This is a genomic window from Variovorax soli NBRC 106424 (genome assembly GCF_001591385.1).
GTDB classification, from domain to species: Bacteria; Pseudomonadota; Gammaproteobacteria; order Burkholderiales; family Burkholderiaceae_C; genus Variovorax; species Variovorax soli.
In genome coordinates this window covers 31,439-47,924 of record NZ_BCUU01000035.1, presented here as the reverse complement: position 1 = coordinate 47,924, position 16,486 = coordinate 31,439, and the positions used below count along the sequence as shown (strand labels likewise).

Annotated in this window: 18 protein-coding genes; 15 read left to right on the top strand and 3 right to left on the bottom strand. The window is 67.4% G+C overall.

Annotated features, from left to right (window positions below):
* The 7 genes from infB to VSO01S_RS12540 all read left to right on the top strand — a co-directional run.
* On the top strand, window positions 1-2,656 hold a 2,656-nt coding region (infB, locus tag VSO01S_RS12570), incomplete at its 5' end, for a translation initiation factor IF-2 (protein ID WP_068642840.1).
* A 118-nt stretch (window positions 2,657-2,774) separates the two neighbouring features.
* Window positions 2,775-3,146: a 30S ribosome-binding factor RbfA gene (gene rbfA, locus VSO01S_RS12565; RefSeq protein ID WP_068642838.1), complete on the top strand. Its 372-nt coding sequence runs from the start codon at window positions 2,775-2,777 to the stop codon at window positions 3,144-3,146.
* 2 nt (window positions 3,147-3,148) lie between these two features.
* Window positions 3,149-4,132, top strand: coding sequence for a tRNA pseudouridine(55) synthase TruB (gene truB, locus VSO01S_RS12560; RefSeq protein WP_068642836.1), 984 nt, complete (start codon window positions 3,149-3,151; stop codon window positions 4,130-4,132).
* Window positions 4,129-5,955 (top strand): translational GTPase TypA, encoded by a 1,827-nt coding sequence (gene typA / locus VSO01S_RS12555; protein WP_068642834.1) that lies wholly within the window; start codon window positions 4,129-4,131, stop codon window positions 5,953-5,955. The genes truB and typA overlap by 4 nt, the downstream gene beginning before the upstream one ends.
* Window positions 5,956-5,966: 11 nt before the next feature.
* Window positions 5,967-6,872 carry a DMT family transporter gene (locus tag VSO01S_RS12550; RefSeq protein WP_068642832.1) on the top strand — a complete coding sequence of 302 codons (906 nt, stop codon included), beginning with the start codon at window positions 5,967-5,969 and terminating at the stop codon, window positions 6,870-6,872.
* Between the two features lie 107 nt (window positions 6,873-6,979).
* Window positions 6,980-7,414 (top strand): YXWGXW repeat-containing protein, encoded by a 435-nt coding sequence (locus VSO01S_RS12545; protein WP_068642830.1) that lies wholly within the window; start codon window positions 6,980-6,982, stop codon window positions 7,412-7,414.
* Window positions 7,415-7,447: 33 nt separating this feature from the next.
* Entirely contained in the window at window positions 7,448-7,816 is a 369-nt protein-coding gene (locus VSO01S_RS12540; RefSeq protein WP_068642828.1) for a YXWGXW repeat-containing protein, read from the top strand.
* A gap of 52 nt (window positions 7,817-7,868) precedes the next feature.
* Here the strand turns inward: VSO01S_RS12540 and VSO01S_RS12535 are convergent, their stop codons facing one another.
* A complete protein-coding gene (locus tag VSO01S_RS12535) occupies window positions 7,869-8,249 on the bottom strand; it encodes a COG4315 family predicted lipoprotein (protein ID WP_068642826.1) in 381 nt (126 codons plus the stop codon).
* 138 nt (window positions 8,250-8,387) lie between these two features.
* Entirely contained in the window at window positions 8,388-8,870 is a 483-nt protein-coding gene (gene smpB, locus VSO01S_RS12530) for an SsrA-binding protein SmpB (RefSeq protein WP_068642824.1), read from the bottom strand.
* A gap of 61 nt (window positions 8,871-8,931) precedes the next feature.
* Between smpB and VSO01S_RS12525 the strand changes: the two genes are divergently transcribed.
* Both VSO01S_RS12525 and VSO01S_RS12520 read left to right on the top strand, forming a co-directional pair.
* On the top strand, window positions 8,932-9,381 hold the full coding sequence (locus tag VSO01S_RS12525) for a type II toxin-antitoxin system RatA family toxin (RefSeq protein WP_068642822.1): 450 nt from the start codon (window positions 8,932-8,934) through the stop codon (window positions 9,379-9,381).
* Window positions 9,378-9,713, top strand: a complete 336-nt coding sequence (locus tag VSO01S_RS12520; RefSeq protein WP_068642820.1) for an RnfH family protein — start codon at window positions 9,378-9,380, stop codon at window positions 9,711-9,713. The genes VSO01S_RS12525 and VSO01S_RS12520 overlap by 4 nt, the downstream gene beginning before the upstream one ends.
* Window positions 9,714-9,729: 16 nt before the next feature.
* Here VSO01S_RS12520 and VSO01S_RS12515 read toward each other — a convergent pair whose 3' ends face one another.
* On the bottom strand, window positions 9,730-10,263 hold the full coding sequence (locus VSO01S_RS12515) for a DUF4124 domain-containing protein (protein ID WP_068642818.1): 534 nt from the start codon (window positions 10,261-10,263) through the stop codon (window positions 9,730-9,732).
* 177 nt (window positions 10,264-10,440) lie between these two features.
* Between VSO01S_RS12515 and guaB the strand changes: the two genes are divergently transcribed.
* The 6 genes from guaB (at window position 10,441) to VSO01S_RS12485 (ending at window position 16,442) form a co-directional block, all read left to right on the top strand.
* Window positions 10,441-11,910, top strand: coding sequence for an IMP dehydrogenase (gene guaB / locus VSO01S_RS12510; protein WP_068642816.1), 1,470 nt, complete (start codon window positions 10,441-10,443; stop codon window positions 11,908-11,910).
* 30 nt (window positions 11,911-11,940) lie between these two features.
* Window positions 11,941-12,684, top strand: coding sequence for an STING domain-containing protein (locus tag VSO01S_RS12505; protein WP_068642814.1), 744 nt, complete (start codon window positions 11,941-11,943; stop codon window positions 12,682-12,684).
* A gap of 9 nt (window positions 12,685-12,693) precedes the next feature.
* Entirely contained in the window at window positions 12,694-14,340 is a 1,647-nt protein-coding gene (gene guaA, locus VSO01S_RS12500) for a glutamine-hydrolyzing GMP synthase (RefSeq protein WP_068642813.1), read from the top strand.
* Window positions 14,341-14,362: 22 nt separating this feature from the next.
* On the top strand, window positions 14,363-14,920 hold the full coding sequence (locus VSO01S_RS12495) for a 2'-5' RNA ligase family protein (protein WP_068642811.1): 558 nt from the start codon (window positions 14,363-14,365) through the stop codon (window positions 14,918-14,920).
* A 150-nt stretch (window positions 14,921-15,070) separates the two neighbouring features.
* Window positions 15,071-15,598, top strand: a complete 528-nt coding sequence (locus VSO01S_RS12490) for an RNA polymerase sigma factor (RefSeq protein ID WP_068642810.1) — start codon at window positions 15,071-15,073, stop codon at window positions 15,596-15,598.
* A 1-nt stretch (window position 15,599) separates the two neighbouring features.
* On the top strand, window positions 15,600-16,442 hold the full coding sequence (locus VSO01S_RS12485) for an anti-sigma factor family protein (RefSeq protein ID WP_068642808.1): 843 nt from the start codon (window positions 15,600-15,602) through the stop codon (window positions 16,440-16,442).
* The last annotated feature ends 44 nt before the right edge of the window (window positions 16,443-16,486 follow it).

Below are 16,486 nucleotides of genomic sequence, written 5' to 3'. Positions count from 1 at the left end.
GGCCGAAGCGCCTGCGCCCGCACCGGCGCCCGCCGCCGCGCCCAGCGCGCCCCTGATCGACGAAGCTGAACTGGCTCGCCGCGAGGAAGAAGCGCGCCGCCAGGCCGAACTGCTGCGCCGCCAGGAAGAAGAGCTGGCAGAAAAGCGCCGTGTGCGCGAAGAAGCCGAAGCCCGCGAGCGCGAGCAGGCCGAGCAAGCCGAGAAGGCGGCCCAGGCCGAGCAACAGGCCGCCAAGGCGGAAGCCGAGCGCAAGAAGGCCGCAGAGGCCGCGGCGGCTGCCGCCGCTCCGGCGCCCGCACCTGCGAAGCCCAGCGCCGACAAGGCAGTGGCGGAAGCCGCAGCGGCCAAGGCTGCTGCCGAGAAGGCCGCCGCAGACAGGGCTGCAGCCGACAAGGCCGCCGCCGACGCTGCGGCTGCGCAGGCCAAGGAAGACGCAAAGGCCAAGGCCGCTGCCGAGTCGAAGGCCCGCGCCGACGAAGAGGCCGCTCGTGCGAAGGACCTCGACGAGCGCCGCCGCAAGGCCCTGGCCGAGGCGGAAGCCATCCGCGCCATGCTGGCCCAGCCGGCCCGTGTGCTGGTGCCCCACAAGGCCCCCGAGAAGGAAGTCGCCAAGCCCGCGACCAAGGGCACGCTGCACAAGCCCGCCACGCCGGGCGCGCGTCCTGGCGCGCCTGCGACCGCCGCGGCCCCCGCTGCCGGCGCACCGGGCAGCAAGGACGTCAAGTCGTCCAAGCTGTCTTCCAGCTGGGCCGGCGATCCGGCCAAGAAGAAGGAAATCAAGACCCGCGGCGACGCCAGCGGCGGTGTCGGCCGTGGCAACTGGCGTGGTGGCCCGCGTGGCCGCCGCGGCAACGACCGGGGCCATGAAGAGCATGTGCAGGCGGCACCGGTGGAGGCGCGCGTGCTCGAAGTGCACGTGCCCGAAACCATCACCGTGTCCGAGCTGGCGCACAAGATGTCGGTCAAGGCCGGCGAAGTCATCAAGCAACTGATGAAGCTAGGCCAGATGGCCACCATCAACCAGTCGCTGGACCAGGACACCGCGATGATCATCGTGGAGGAAATGGGCCACAGCGCGGTGGTTGCCGCGCTGGACGACCCCGAAGCCTTCATCACCGAGGAAGCCGACGCACAAACCGCCGAGGCGCTGCCCCGTGCGCCGGTGGTCACCGTCATGGGCCACGTCGACCACGGCAAGACCTCGCTGCTGGACTACATCCGCCGCTCCAAGGTGGCGGCCGGCGAAGCCGGCGGCATCACGCAGCACATCGGTGCCTACCACGTGGAAACCGAACGCGGCATGGTGTCCTTCCTCGACACCCCCGGCCACGAGGCTTTCACGGCCATGCGTGCCCGCGGTGCACAGGCCACCGACATCGTGATCCTGGTGGTGGCGGCCGACGACGGCGTCATGCCGCAGACCAAGGAAGCCATCAAGCACGCCAAGGCGGCCAACGTGCCGATCGTGGTGGCGATCAACAAGATCGACAAGCCCGATGCCAATGCCGATCGCGTGAAGCAGGAACTGGTGGCCGAGGAAGTCGTGCCGGAAGAGTACGGCGGCGACGTGCCCTTCGTGCCCGTGTCTGCCAAGACCGGCCAGGGCGTCGACGACCTGCTCGAGCAGGTGCTGCTGCAGGCCGAAATCCTGGAGCTGAAGGCGCCCGTCGACGCGCCCGCGAAGGGCCTGGTGGTGGAAGCCCAGCTCGACAAGGGCCGTGGCCCGGTGGCCACGGTGCTGGTGCAGTCGGGCACGCTCAAGACCGGCGACGTGGTGCTGGCCGGCTCGACCTTCGGCCGCGTGCGCGCCATGCTGGACGAAGACGGCAAGGCCATCAAGGCGGCCGGCCCGTCGATTCCGGCCGAGATCCAGGGCCTGACGGAAGTGCCGCAGGCCGGCGACGAGTTCATCGTGCTGGGCGACGAGCGCCGTGCGCGCGAAATCGCCACCTACCGTGCCGGCAAGTTCCGCAACACGAAGCTGGCGAAGGCCCAGGCGGCCAACCTGCAGAACATGTTCAGCGACCTCAATGCGGGTGAAGTGCAGACGCTGCGCATCATCATCAAGGCCGACGTGCAGGGTTCGCAGGAAGCGCTTGCGCAGTCGCTGCTCAAGCTGGCGACCGACGAAGTCAAGGTGCAGATCGTCTACGCAGGCGTGGGCGGCATCAGCGAGTCGGACATCAACCTGGCCATTGCCTCCAAGGCGGTGGTGATCGGCTTCAACGTGCGTGCCGATGCCGGTGCGCGCAAGCTGGCCGACAGCAACGGCGTGCAGCTGAACTACTACAGCATCATCTACGACGCCGTGGATGAGGTGAAGGTGGCCATGTCCGGCATGCTGGCGCCCGAGCGCCGCGAAGAGGTCATCGGCTCGGCCGAGATCCGCACGGTGTTCGTCGCCTCCAAGATCGGCACGGTGGCCGGCTCGTACATCACGTCCGGCCATGTCACCCGCAGTTCGCACTTCCGCCTGCTGCGCGACAACGTGGTGATCTATACGGGCGAGATCGAGTCGCTCAAGCGCATGAAGGACGACGTGCGCGAAGTGCGCGAAGGCTTCGAGTGCGGTATCAAGCTCAAGAACTTCAACGACATCAAGGAACTTGATCAACTGGAGTTCTTCGAGATCAAGGAGATCGCCAGAACTCTTTGACCACCCCCAGGCTACCCTGCTTCGCAGGTCCGCCAACCCCCTTCGAGGGGGCAACACCTGCGGCCCGGCAAAGCCGGTTCCGCGGTGTTCCCCGCGAAGAGGAGGGTGAAACAACCATATGCCAAAGAAGAAAGCTGCAGCTCCCAACCGCGCGTTCAAGGTGGCCGATCAGATCCAGCGCGATCTGACGGAGCTGATCGCGCGCGAGTTGAAGGATCCGCGCGTGGGCATGGTGACCATCCAGGCGGTGGAGGTCACGCCCGACTACGCGCACGCCAAGGTCTTCTTCAGCCTGCTGGTTGGCGACCCGGTGGAGACTACCGAGGCGCTCAACCAGGCGGCGGGTTTCCTGCGCAACGGCCTGTTCAAGCGCCTGCACATCCACACGGTGCCGACGCTGCATTTCCACTTCGACCGCACCACCGAGCGAGCAGCCGACATGAATGCGCTGATCGCCCAGGCCGTCGCTTCCCGCTCGAAAGAAGAGTAGGCATGAACGCGCCACGCACCAGGGTGCAGCGGCGCCCTGTGCATGGGGTGTTGCTGCTCGACAAGCCGCTGGGGTTTTCCAGCAACCAGGCCTTGCAGAAGGCCAAGTGGCTGCTGCGCGCCGAAAAGGCGGGGCATACCGGCACGCTCGACCCGCTGGCCACCGGCGTGCTGCCGCTGTGCTTTGGTGCGGCGACCAAGTTCAGCCAGCTGCACCTGGATGCCGACAAGACCTACGTAGCCGTGGCGCAGCTGGGTGTGCGCACCACCACCGCAGACGCCGAAGGCGAGCGGCTGTCCGAGCGGCCCGTGAACGTGACGCAGGAAGACCTGGCGCGCGTGGCCGCGCAGTTCACCGGGCCGATCCGCCAGGTGCCGCCCATGCACAGCGCCCTCAAGAAAGACGGCAAGGCACTCTACGAGTACGCCCGCGAAGGCGTGGAAGTGGAGCGCGCGCCGCGCGACGTGGTCATCCATGAACTCGCGCTGGCCTTCGAGCCGGACTTCGCGCAATCCAGGCGCATCCGCATCACCGCCCGCGTGAGCAAGGGCACCTACATCCGCACGCTGGGCGAGGACATCGGCGAGGCACTGGGCTGCGGCGCACACCTGGCCAGCCTGCGGCGCACCGAAACCGGCGGCTTCACGCAGGACCAGTGCGTGAGCGTCGAGGCGTTGGAAGCCATGGACGAGGACGAGCGCCTGGCGCACCTGCTGCCGCCGCAGGCCCTGGTGGCCGATCACGCGCGCGTCACGCTCGAGCCCGAAGATGCGGGCCGATTCCTCTCCGGGCTGCGCCGGCGCGGCAGCTGGCCCGATGCCCCGGCGGTCGCCGTGTGGGGCAGCCGGCCCGCCAGCTTCCTGGGCACGGCCCACGTCAAGGCCGGCGAACTCATTCCGGGGCGGCTGCTGAGCCCCATCGAAATCCAGCAAATCCTTCAATTCGATCAGAAGAACGCAACCACCACCTGCGAAACGACACCATGACACAACAGATCCGCAACATCGCCATCATTGCCCACGTCGACCATGGCAAGACCACCATGGTCGACCAGCTGCTGCGCCAGTCCGGCACCTTCGCCGAGCACGAGAAGGTGGTCGACACGGTGATGGACAACAACGCCATCGAAAAGGAACGCGGCATCACCATCCTGGCGAAGAACTGCGCCGTGACCTGGAAGGGCACGCACATCAACATCGTTGACACCCCTGGGCACGCGGACTTCGGCGGCGAGGTGGAGCGTGCGCTGTCGATGGTCGACGGCGTGGTGCTGCTGATCGACGCGCAGGAAGGCCCCATGCCGCAAACGCGCTTCGTCACGAAGAAGGCGCTGGCCCTGGGCCTCAAGCCGATCGTGGTGGTCAACAAGGTGGACAAGCCGGGTGCGAATCCCGACAAGGTGGTGAACGCCGCCTTCGATCTGTTCGACAAGCTGGGCGCCACCAACGAGCAGCTGGACTTCCCGGTGGTGTACGCCTCGGGCATCAACGGCTGGTCGTCGCTGGAAGAAGGCGCACCGGGCGAGCAGTGGGGCCCGGACATGTCGGCGCTGTTCGAGACCGTGCTCAAGCACGTGCCGGCGCACCAGGGCGACGCCTCGGCGCCGCTGCAACTGCAGATCTCGGCACTCGATTTCTCGACCTTCGTCGGCCGCATCGGCGTGGGCCGCGTGAATGCGGGCACCATCAAGCCCGGCATGGACGTGATGGTGATGGACGGCCCTGACGGCCAGTCGCTCAAGGGCCGCGTCAACCAGGTGCTGACCTTCCAGGGCCTGGACCGCGTGCAGGCCACCGAAGCCGGCCCCGGCGAGATCGTGCTGATCAACGGCATTTCCGAGATCAACATCGGCACCACCATCACCGACGTGGCCAACCCGCAGCCGCTGCCCATGCTGCGCGTGGACGAGCCCACGCTGACGATGAACTTCTGCGTGAACACGAGCCCCTTGGCCGGCCGCGAAGGCAAGTTCGTCACCAGCCGCCAGATCTGGGACCGCCTGCAGAAGGAACTGCAGAGCAACGTGGCCCTGCGCGTGAAGGAAACTGACGAGGACGGCATCTTCGAGGTGTCCGGCCGCGGCGAACTGCACCTGACCATCCTGCTGGAGAACATGCGCCGCGAGGGCTACGAGCTGGCCGTCTCCAAGCCGCGCGTGGTGTTCCGCGAAGAAGGCGGCGTGCGCCTGGAGCCGATCGAGCTGGTCACGGCCGACATCGAGGAAGGCCACCAGGGCGGCGTGATGCAGGCACTGGGCGAGCGCAAGGGCGACCTGGTGAACATGGAGCCGGACGGCCGCGGGCGCGTGCGCCTGGAATACCGCATTCCGGCGCGCGGCCTGATCGGCTTCTCCAACGAGTTCCTGAACCTCACGCGCGGCTCGGGCCTGATCGCCAACATCTTCGACGGCTACGAGCCGCACAAGGGCGAGATCGGCAGCCGCAAGAACGGCGTGCTCATCTCCATGGACGACGGCGAGATCTTCACTTACGCCCTGGGCAAGCTGGACGACCGCGGCCGCATGTTCGTGCGTGCGGGCGACCCGGTGTACGAGGGCATGATCGTGGGTATCCACAGCCGCGACAACGACCTGGTGGTGAACGCCACCCGCACCAAGCAGCTGACCAACTTCCGCGTCTCGGGCAAGGAAGATGCGATCAAGATCACGCCGCCGATCGAGCTCACGCTGGAATACGGCGTGGAGTTCATCGAGGACGACGAACTGGTCGAGATCACGCCCAAGAGCGTGCGACTGCGCAAGCGCTTCCTGAAGGAGCACGAGCGCAAGCGGGCCAGCCGCGAAGCCTGATCGGCGGAACCATGACAGGGCTGACGCACGGACGCGCGGTCTGGCTCATGGTGGCCGTGACCCTCATGTGGGCCACGGCCGGCGTGGTGACGCGCCACCTGGAGCACGCACGCAGCTTCGAGGTGACGTTCTGGCGCAGCCTCTTCACCGCCATCTCGCTCGCGGTGATCCTGCCCGTGTGGCAGGGAAGGGCGCAGGTGGTTCGCAAGGTGCGCGAAGGCGGCCGGGAGATCTGGCTGTCGGGTGTGTGCTGGAGCGTGATGTTCACCGCCTTCATGGTGGCGCTCACGCTCACCACCACGGCCAACGTGCTGGTGACCATGGCGCTCGGGCCGCTGTTCACTGCTCTCACGGCGCGCATCTTCATCGGGCACCGCCTGCCGACGCGCACCTGGGCCGCCATCGTCGTGGCCGGGGCGGGCATCGCCTGGATGTATGCCACCAAGCTGGAACAGGGCCAAGGGCTGGGCACGCTCGTGGCGCTGTGCGTGCCGCTGGCGGCCGCCTGCAACTGGACCGTGGTGCAGCATGCCAGCGCGCACGGCCACAAGATCGACCTGGTGCCCGCGGTGCTGATCGGCGCGGTGATCTCCGCCGCCGTCACCTTGCCGCTGGCCTGGCCGCTTCAGGCCAGCGCGCACGACATCTCGCTGCTGGCCTTCCTGGGCCTGGTGCAATTGGCCATCCCCTGCACGCTGTCCGTGATCTGCGCCCGCGTGCTGAAGGCACCCGAGGTGTCGTTGCTCGCCTTGCTCGAAATCATCTTCGGCATTGCCCTGGCATGGCTCGGTGCCGGCGAGGTGCCCGCAACGCAGGTACTGACCGGCGGCGCGCTCGTGATCGGCGCCCTGGTGGTGAACGAGTGGCTCGGCTGGCGCGCACGCGCCAGCGTTTCGCGCGGGCTGATGGCCGAGTGACGGCCCGGTAATGGCCGAGCGATGGCTGATGGATGCGCCTTTGTCTGACAACGCATGGCATGGCTGATGCGTTCCAGTCCAAGGCGTTCAGAAGAAAAGGACAACTGATGCGAACTTTCGTGGTGGGTCTGGCTTGTGCCAGCGCTGCGGCGGCACTGCCGCTGGCAGCGTCGGCGCAGGTGTCGGTCAACATCAACGTTCCCGGCGTCGTGGCGGTGGCACCGCCGGCGCCGCGTGTCGAATACATTCCCGCGCCGCGCCCGGGCCACATCTGGGTGCAGGGCAACTGGTACTGGCGCCAGGGCGACTACGCCTGGCGGCCCGGCTACTGGCAGCCGTCACGGCCCAACTACGCCTGGGCGCCCGGCCGCTGGGTGCCGGTGGGCGGCGGCTACCGCTGGGTCGAGGGCGGCTGGAAGCCGCACAAGGGCGACAAGTACTACAAGCACTACAAGAAGCACGACGACTGGGACGATGACCATCACCATGGCCACAAGAAGGGCCACGGGCATGGACATGGTCATGGCCGTGGCCACGATTGACGCTACAACCCGAACTGTTCGAGGAGAAGTTCCATGCGAGTTTTCGTTCTGACCGCAGCCCTGGCTGCCGCCGTCATCCCGCTGGCCGCGCCGGCCCAGGTGTCGGTGAACATCAACGTGCCGGGCATCATCGCCGTGGCGCCGCCGGCGCCGCGCTACGAACCTGTGCCCGCGCCGCGCTCGGGCCAGATCTGGATCCAGGGCAACTGGTACTGGTCCAACAACAACTACGCCTGGCGCCCCGGGCGCTGGGAGACTGCGCGCCCCGACTACGATTACGCGCCCGGCCGCTGGGTGCGCGCGGACGGCGGCTATCGCTGGGTGGAAGGCGACTGGAAGCCCAAGGGCGGCCACGGCAACGGCCACTGCCCTCCGGGCCAGGCAAAAAAAGGGCGCTGCTGAGCAGCGCCCTTGCGGATTGGAGGGATGACGGCCGCAGCCGTCATCCGGTCGCTCAAGGCCGGGCGATCTTCCAGGCGCCGGCCACGCCGTCGCCGGTGCGGTCACCCGCCTTGGTGTCCTTGACCCAGTAGTACAGCGGCGAGCCCTTGTAGGCCCACTGCTTCTTGCCATCGTCGCGCGTCACGACGGTGTAGCCGCCCATCGGCTTGGCCGACTCGGGCGCGAAGAGCGGGGGCCAGTTGGCGGCGCATTGGCCGTTGCAGGCCGACTTGCCGCTGCCCACCGTGTCCTTGTTGAAGGTGTACAGCGTCATGCCGTTGGGGCCGATCAGCACGCCGTCGACGGTTTTGGTCGGCGTGTCGGGCGCGGTGGACATGCTGCCGCAGCCGGCCAGCAGGGCCGCCGCGAGAATGGAAGCGCTGAGCAGTTTCATGAGGTCTCTCCTTTGTAGACGACGAACAAGAGCTTGACGCCAAAGTGTATGCGCTGATCGACGGCCGGCGCACCGCTTGGCGCTCCTGCATGGACGGATGCCGGCGCGGGACTATTCCGCCTGCTCGAAAAAATTCTGCTAGCGGTTGCGGCTCTTCATCGCCCGCTCCACCTCGCGCTTGCCTTCGCGGTCTTTGATGGTGTCGCGCTTGTCGTGCTCGGCCTTGCCCTTGGCCAGGGCGATCTCGCACTTCACCTTGCCGGCCTTCCAGTGCAGGTTGAGCGGCACCAGCGTGTAGCCCTTCTGCTCGACCTTTCCGATGAGGCGGCGGATCTGCTCCTTGTGCATGAGCAGTTTCTTGGTGCGCACCGAGTCCGGGTTGACGTGCGTGGACGCGCTCTTGAGCGGATTGATCTGGCAGCCCAGCACGAACAGCTCGCCATCGCGGATGACCACGTAGCCGTCGGTGAGCTGCACCTTGCCTTCGCGCAGCGCCTTCACTTCCCAGCCTTCGAGCACCATGCCGGCCTCGAAGCGCTCTTCGAAGAAGTAGTTGAAGGCCGCCTTCTTGTTGTCGGCGATGCGGGAATTGGTGTCGGTTTTCTTGTTGGAGGAGGCCATGGTCTGTGAGATGGGGTCTGCATGGCTTCAATACAATGCTTCGGGCCTGCCACGTGATTCTATGAAAACAGTCCACAAGTCCGTCCTCATCTGGTTCAGCGCCGAAGAGATGTATTCGCTGGTCACCGACGTGGCGCGCTACCCCGAATTTCTCCCCTGGTGCGACAAGGCCCGCGTCATCGAGGAAGACGAGGCGGGCATGACGGCGGAGGTCGGCCTGGCCTTCAGCGGTTTTCACCAGTCCTTCACCACGCGCAACACCCATGTGCCGGGTCGCGAGGTGCACCTGAAGCTGGTCGACGGGCCTTTCTCGCGGCTGGACGGCGTCTGGAAGTTCACGCCCGTGGGCGGCGAAGGCGAGCGCGCCTGCCGGGTCGAGCTCGAACTGCATTACGGCTTCAACAGCGTCACGCTGCAGACGCTGGTGGGGCCGGTGTTCGACAAGGTGGCCTCCACGCTGGTGGATGCCTTCGTGAAGCGCGCCGAACAGGTGTATGCGGAGGTGCCATGAGCATCCAGGTGACGCTGGTGTGCTCGCCGGCGGCGCGGGTGGTTCACGAGGAACTGCTTTCGCTGCCTGACGACGCCAGCGCGCAGGACGCGGTCCTGGCCAGCCGCTTGCCTGCAAGCTATCCGGCGCTCGACTGGCATGCGCTGCAGCCGGGCGTGTGGGGCAGGGCGGTGACGTGGGATGGCGGCCTGAAGAACGGCGACCGGCTCGAGCTGTGCCGCGGCCTCCTGGTCGACCCCAAAGTGGCGCGCCGCGAGCGCTTCGCGCGCCAGGGTGTGCGCGGCACCGGCCTGTTCGCCAAGCGCCGCGCCGGCGCCAAGGCTGGCTACTGAGCTGCCGGGCCTGCCGCTACTTGCAGTCGCTGTCGATCACCGCCTGCAGGCGCTTCGTTTCCTGCGCCCGGATGTTGTCGTCGACGATTTCGCGCTCGCCCTGGGCATTGAGGCGCGCCACGCGGATGCCGCTGTCGTAGGTCGCCTTGGCCTGGCGGGCGCGCGAGCAGTTCTCGGCCCGGGCCTTGGCGACGCGCTGTTCCTCGGCGGCTTTCTTGGCCTTTTCCTCTTCCTCGGCCTTCTTGACCTTTTCGTCCAGTTCCTTGTCGACGCGCGGCTTGGCTTCCGGCGCCGGTGCGGCGACAGCAGGGGCCGCGCCCGGCGCCTTGTCGTCGGCGCCCAGGTTGACGACGCCGGGGTTCGGGCGCGGTGGCGGCAGGTTGCCGCGGCGCAGGATGTTCTTCTCGGGAATGTCGGGGGGCGGCGCGGTGTCGCTGAACACCGGCTTGCCGCTCTTGTCGATCCATTGCCATTGGGCCTGCGCTGCCAGCGGGAGCAGCAGGCAGCAGCCCAGCAGGCAGGGCAACAGACGACGCGGGGCGAAATTCATGGCTGGCAGTTTAGCGCCGGCTTACCTTTTGCAACGTATTTGGGGCGCAGCGCCCGGGGCGGGCGCTGTGATTTCGCCACATACCTTTGTTTGACTGGCGCCGCGTAGGCCCATGCCGCGAACGGGCGCGGGTAAGTACCCATCAATCGTTACAATCCTTCTTTTGGAGCTTCACCCATGCGCCTTCTCGGCAAAGCGCTCACCTTCGACGACGTGTTGCTGGTGCCAGCGTTCTCCCAGGTCCTGCCCAAGGACACCTCCCTCGCCACCCGTCTCTCGCGCAACATCACGCTGAACCTGCCGCTCGTCTCCGCGGCCATGGACACGGTGACCGAAGCGCGCCTCGCGATCGCCATCGCGCAGGAAGGCGGCATGGGCATCGTCCACAAGAACCTCACCGCCCAGCAGCAGGCGGCCGAAGTGGCGAAGGTCAAGCGCTACGAGTCGGGCGTGCTGCGCGACCCGGTGGTCATCACCCCCTCGCACACCGTGCTGCAGGTCATGCAACTGTCGGAGGAACTGGGCATTTCCGGCTTCCCGGTGATCGACGGCGGCAAGGTGGTGGGTATCGTCACCGGCCGCGACCTGCGATTCGAGACCCGCTACGACGTGCCGGTGAGCGAGATCATGACGCCGCGCGAGCGCCTCATCACCGTGGCCGAAGGCACCTCGCCGGCCGAAGCCAAGGCGCTGCTGAACAAGCACAAGCTCGAGCGCCTGCTGGTGATCGACAAGGACAACGTGCTCAAGGGCCTGATCACCGTCAAGGACATCACCAAGCAGACCAGCTTCCCCAACGCGGCACGCGACCCGTCGGGGCGCCTGCGCGTGGGCGCGGCGGTGGGCGTGGGTGCCGGCACCGAGGAGCGCGTCGAGGCGCTGGTGAAGGCCGGCGTCGACGCCATCGTGGTCGACACCGCCCACGGCCACAGCGCCGGCGTGATCGAGCGCGTGCGCTGGGTCAAGCAGAACTACCCGCAGGTGGACGTGATCGGCGGCAACATCGCCACCGGCGATGCCGCCCGCGCGCTGGCCGATGCCGGCGCCGATGCGGTCAAGGTGGGCATCGGTCCCGGCTCCATCTGCACCACCCGCATCGTGGCGGGCGTGGGCGTGCCGCAGATCATGGCCATCGACAACGTGGCCACCGCGCTGCAGGGCACCGACGTGCCGCTGATCGCCGACGGCGGCATCCGCTACTCGGGCGACATCGCCAAGGCCATTGCCGCCGGCGCCAGCACGGTGATGATGGGCGGCATGTTCGCCGGCACCGAAGAGGCGCCGGGCGAGATCGTGCTGTACCAGGGCCGCAGCTACAAGAGCTACCGCGGCATGGGCTCCATCGGCGCCATGCAGCAAGGCAGCGCCGACCGCTACTTCCAGGAAGCGACCACCGGCAACCCCAACGCCGACAAGCTGGTGCCCGAAGGCATCGAAGGCCGCGTGCCCTACAAGGGCTCGATGGTCTCCATCGTCTACCAGATGTCCGGCGGCCTGCGCGCGAGCATGGGCTACTGCGGCTGCGCCACCATCGAAGAGATGAAGAGCAAGGCGGAGTTCGTCGAGATCACCGCCGCCGGCATTCGCGAAAGCCACGTGCACGACGTGCAGATCACCAAGGAAGCGCCCAACTACCGGGCTGAGTAAGGCAAGGCCGCGTGACCAGGGTCTTGCGCCATGTCTTCCGGGCCTTCCTACCGCAACTACCTGAGGCTGCTGTGGAAGCGTTTTCGCGGACGTGGGCTGATAACCGCCATCCTGGCGAGCGCGGCCTTCCTGCTGGCGGTGACCTGGGCCGCGACCGGAGACGGTCGGTACGAGCCCTGGGCCAACCTTGCCACCGTGGGCGCGGCCATTGCCGGCGTGCTGGCCACTGTGTGGGCTTCCATGCAGAACCGCGTGGACACCGGCAACGAACGCGACCGGTATTCGCTCAGCTACGCGCTGGCCTATGGCTACGTGCACAACTTCCTGGCGGGCGCGGTGGATGCCCTGAAGGCAGAGGCGCGGCCGGGCAAGATCTACGTCTACCGCCCGGCCAATCTCGAACAGCTCGATCCGCAGACGCACGAGGCCTTCAAGAAGGAACTGGAGCGTCGCGGCTTTCAGCTCACCACCCGCACACTGGACAAGGCCAGCAACCGGCCGCGCGGCCTCCTGTCGGTCTACCTGCCGGCCAATCCAGGCAGCCCCACACACTTCGTCGACTTCCCCACCACGCTGCTCACGCTGTCCAGCCTCATCGCCTACCAGGCCGCACGTGCCCAGGAAGAGGATGACGAGCCCTGGAGCGACGAATACCGCAACGAGATGGCCCGCACCTACATCGACCACTTCTTCAGGGAACTGAGCACTCAGGCAGACAAGGCCGGCGTGCGCGAGTGGATCGATTTCACCGATACGAACTTCAGAAATCTTTGAGTTGACGCCATGCAGCACCAGAAAATTCTCATCCTCGACTTCGGTTCCCAGGTCACCCAATTGATTGCCCGGCGCGTGCGCGAGGCGCACGTGTTCTCCGAAGTGCATCCCTGCGATGTGAGCGACGAGTGGATCCGCGAATATGCGAAGGACGGCACGCTCAAGGGCGTGATCCTGTCGGGCAGCCATGCCAGCGTATACGAGGAGTCCACCGACAAGGCGCCCGCCGCGGTGTTCGAGCTGGGCGTGCCGGTGCTGGGCATCTGCTACGGCATGCAGACCATGGCGCACCAGCTGGGCGGCAAGGTGGAAGGCGGCCACAAGCGCGAGTTCGGCTTTGCCGCGGTGCGCGCGCACGGCCACACGGCGCTCTTGAAGGACATTGCCGACTTCACCACGCCCGAGGGCCACGGCATGCTCAACGTGTGGATGAGCCACGGCGACAAGGTGACCGAGCTGCCGCCCGGCTTCCGGCTGATGGCCTCCACGCCTTCGTGCCCGATCGCCGGCATGGCCGACGACGAGCGCCACTTCTATGGCGTGCAGTTCCATCCCGAAGTCACGCACACCGTGCAGGGCAAGGCGCTGCTCGAGCGCTTCGTGCTGGGCATCTGCGGCGCCAAGCCCGACTGGGTCATGTGCGACCACATTGCCGAGGCGGTGGAGAAGATCCGCGAGCAGGTGGGCGACGAGGAAGTCATCCTGGGCCTGTCGGGCGGCGTCGATTCCAGCGTGGCCGCGGCGCTGATCCACCGCGCCATCGGCGACCAGCTCACCTGCGTGTTCGTCGACCACGGCCTGCTGCGGCTGAACGAGGGCGACATGGTCATGGACATGTTCGAGGGCAAGCTGCACGCCAAGGTGATCCGCGTGGATGCCAGCGAGCTGTTCCTGGGCAAGCTGGCCGGCGTGAGCGACCCCGAGGCCAAGCGCAAGATCATCGGCGCCGAGTTCGTCACCGTGTTCAAGCAGGAAGCGGCCAAGCTCAAGGCGGGCGGCGCCGGCAGTCAAGGAATTGACGGCCGACCGGCCGTCAAGGGCGCCACCTTCCTGGCCCAGGGCACCATCTACCCCGACGTGATCGAATCGGGCGGCGCCAAGAGCAAGAAGGCCGTCACCATCAAGAGCCACCACAACGTGGGCGGCCTGCCCGAGCAGCTGGGCCTGAAGCTCCTGGAGCCGCTGCGCGACCTGTTCAAGGACGAGGTGCGCGAGCTTGGGGTGGCCCTGGGCCTGCCGCCGGAGATGGTGTATCGCCACCCCTTCCCGGGCCCGGGCCTGGGCGTTCGCATCCTGGGCGAGGTGAAGAAGGAATACGCCGACCTGCTGCGCCGCGCCGACGCGATCTTCATCGAGGAACTGCGCAACTTCCGCGACGAAGCCACGGGCAAGACCTGGTACGACCTCACCAGCCAGGCCTTCACCGTGTTCCTGCCGGTCAAGAGCGTGGGCGTGATGGGCGACGGCCGCACCTACGACTACGTGGTGGCCCTGCGCGCGGTGCAGACCAGCGACTTCATGACGGCCGACTGGGCCGAACTGCCTTATGCGCTGCTCAAGAAGGTGTCGGGGCGGATCATCAACGAGGTGCGCGGCATCAACCGCGTGACCTACGACGTGTCGAGCAAGCCGCCGGCGACCATCGAGTGGGAATAAGTTCAGCCAGAGCGAACGGCACATGGCGTTCGCGGCTGAACGTCTCTTCTTCGCCGTGCGGCCCGACGCCGCGACGGCGCAGCGCATCGAGGTGCTGGCGCAGGAACTTCGCCGCCATCACGGCCTGCGCGGCAAGTCGCTGGGCCCGGAGCGCTTTCATGTCACGCTGCACCTGATCGGCGATTTCGCAGGCGGCATTCCGCAGGACGTGCTGGCCCGCGCGCTCGATGCCGCGCGTCCCGTCGCCCAGAGCGCTTCGCCTTTTCGCATCGGCTTCGATACGGTGGCGAGCTTCACGCGCAAGCGGCGCAACATGCCGCTGGTGCTGCTCGGCCGGGACGGCGTTCAAGGTGTGGCCGCGTTGCAGCAGGCGCTGCTGGCCTCGCTGGTGGCCGCGGGCTTGGCGGGCCGGCCCGAGCCGCACTTCACCCCGCACCTGACGCTGCTCTACGACGACCGGCCGGTGGCCGCGCAATCCGTCGACGCGCTGACCTGGCAGGTCGATGAACTGCTTCTGGTGCGCAGCCTGCTGGGCCGCGGGCGCCACGAGGTGCTGGCCAGGCTGCCGCTCGAGGCGTGAGCCGAGGCTGCGGGGCAGGAAGGCCTCGATCACGAAAAAGGCCACCGAGTTCTTCGCGGCCGGGAATACGGGGCGGGGATGATGCGTCCATGCCGGTGTGTTCAACTCAGGCCCTGATCGTTTCCGCGGGTAGCCGCAGATAACCTCCCCATGCGCAGCCAGGACGAAACAGCCATCGTTGCCTGCATCCCCAGCCTGCGGCGCTACGCGCGCGGGCTGGTCTCCGACGCGCAGCGCGCCGACGACCTGGTGCAGGACACGCTGGAGCGCGCATGGGGCCGGCTGCCGCAGTGGCAGCGGCGAGATGACATCCGGCCATGGTTGTTCGGCATCTTGCACAATCGTTTCATCGACATCGTCCGGGCGACGCGCAGCCGTCCCGAAGACAGTGCGGGCGACGAACTGCCCGACGCGGTGCAGCGCGCCGAGCAGTCGGACCGGCTCGAGGTGCGCGACCTGGACCGGGCCTTGCAGCGCCTGGCCCCCGAGCAGCGCGAAGTGCTGCTGCTGGTGGCCGTCGAGGAAATGAGCTACCAGGAGGCCGCCAGCGTCATCGGCGTGCCCATCGGCACCGTGATGTCCAGGCTTGCGCGGGCACGCGAGCGCCTGCGCCGGGAGCTGCAGAACAGGGCGCCTGCCGAGCAGCAGGGCGCGTCGGCGCTGCATCGGATCAAGTGACATGGATTTCTCGCACATCAAACCCGTACCGGGAAGCAGCGACGGCACCCCGCCGGTGACGGAGGCCGACCTGCATGCCTTTGCCGACGGCTTGCTGCCGCCGGTGCGCCGCGCAGAGATCGAGGCCTACCTGGCACGGCATCCCCATGAACTGCAGCGCGTCAATGACTGGCGGGCGCAGAACATCGCGCTCAAGGGATTGCTCGACCCCGTGCTGGACGAGCCCCTGCCGCTTCGGCTGCCCATGAGCAGGACACGCGTGGCATGGCCCTGGCGCGCCATCGCGGCCGGCGTGAGCATCGCATTCGTCAGCGCGGGCTCGGCCTGGTGGCTTCGCGGCGTGGCCGACGAGCGGGCGCTGCACATGGCACGTGCGCCGTCGATGCCGTCCGCTGCAAGTGCCCAGCCGCTGACCGGGTTCGCGCACCGCGCCGCCGTGGCGCATGCGGTCTACAGCCCGGAGGTGCGCCGGCCTGTCGAAGTCGGCGCGGATGATGAAAAAGGCCTTGTCACCTGGCTGACCAAGCGCATGGGCGCCCAGGTGCGGGCGCCCGATCTGCGGCCGCTGGGCTACACGCTGATCGGCGGCCGCCTGCTGCCGGGCGACAAGGAGCCCGTCGCGCAGTTCATGTTCGACGACTCGAAGGGCCAGCGCCTGACCCTGTACGTCACGCGCGAAGACGCCGGCCGGGAAACCGCCTTCAAGTTCGGGCAGGACGGGCCGGTGAACGTCTTCTACTGGGTCGACAAGGACATGGGTTACGCGATCTCCTCCAGCGCCGGCCGGCAGGAGATGCTTCGCGCGGCCGAGGCGGTCTACAGCCAGCTGAACCAGAAGCGCTGAACCGGAAAGACAGGAAGGAAAAAGGCGCCGCGCAGATCTGATGG

Excerpts from the sequence above, each read along its gene's own strand:
- VSO01S_RS12485 (WP_068642808.1), top strand. The coding sequence starts at position 15,600 with ATGGATTTCTCGCACATCAAACCCGTACCGGGAAGCAGCGACGGCACC.
- truB (WP_068642836.1), top strand. The coding sequence starts at position 3,149 with ATGAACGCGCCACGCACCAGGGTGCAGCGGCGCCCTGTGCATGGGGTG.
- VSO01S_RS12515 (WP_068642818.1), bottom strand. The coding sequence starts at position 10,263 with ATGAATTTCGCCCCGCGTCGTCTGTTGCCCTGCCTGCTGGGCTGCTGC.
- typA (WP_068642834.1), top strand. The coding sequence starts at position 4,129 with ATGACACAACAGATCCGCAACATCGCCATCATTGCCCACGTCGACCAT.
- VSO01S_RS12545 (WP_068642830.1), top strand. The coding sequence starts at position 6,980 with ATGCGAACTTTCGTGGTGGGTCTGGCTTGTGCCAGCGCTGCGGCGGCA.
- VSO01S_RS12540 (WP_068642828.1), top strand. The coding sequence starts at position 7,448 with ATGCGAGTTTTCGTTCTGACCGCAGCCCTGGCTGCCGCCGTCATCCCG.
- VSO01S_RS12505 (WP_068642814.1), top strand. The coding sequence starts at position 11,941 with ATGTCTTCCGGGCCTTCCTACCGCAACTACCTGAGGCTGCTGTGGAAG.
- VSO01S_RS12535 (WP_068642826.1), bottom strand. The coding sequence starts at position 8,249 with ATGAAACTGCTCAGCGCTTCCATTCTCGCGGCGGCCCTGCTGGCCGGC.
- guaA (WP_068642813.1), top strand. The coding sequence starts at position 12,694 with ATGCAGCACCAGAAAATTCTCATCCTCGACTTCGGTTCCCAGGTCACC.
- VSO01S_RS12520 (WP_068642820.1), top strand. The coding sequence starts at position 9,378 with ATGAGCATCCAGGTGACGCTGGTGTGCTCGCCGGCGGCGCGGGTGGTT.
- VSO01S_RS12525 (WP_068642822.1), top strand. The coding sequence starts at position 8,932 with ATGAAAACAGTCCACAAGTCCGTCCTCATCTGGTTCAGCGCCGAAGAG.
- guaB (WP_068642816.1), top strand. The coding sequence starts at position 10,441 with ATGCGCCTTCTCGGCAAAGCGCTCACCTTCGACGACGTGTTGCTGGTG.
- VSO01S_RS12495 (WP_068642811.1), top strand. The coding sequence starts at position 14,363 with ATGGCGTTCGCGGCTGAACGTCTCTTCTTCGCCGTGCGGCCCGACGCC.
- VSO01S_RS12490 (WP_068642810.1), top strand. The coding sequence starts at position 15,071 with ATGCGCAGCCAGGACGAAACAGCCATCGTTGCCTGCATCCCCAGCCTG.
- smpB (WP_068642824.1), bottom strand. The coding sequence starts at position 8,870 with ATGGCCTCCTCCAACAAGAAAACCGACACCAATTCCCGCATCGCCGAC.
- VSO01S_RS12550 (WP_068642832.1), top strand. The coding sequence starts at position 5,967 with ATGACAGGGCTGACGCACGGACGCGCGGTCTGGCTCATGGTGGCCGTG.
- rbfA (WP_068642838.1), top strand. The coding sequence starts at position 2,775 with ATGCCAAAGAAGAAAGCTGCAGCTCCCAACCGCGCGTTCAAGGTGGCC.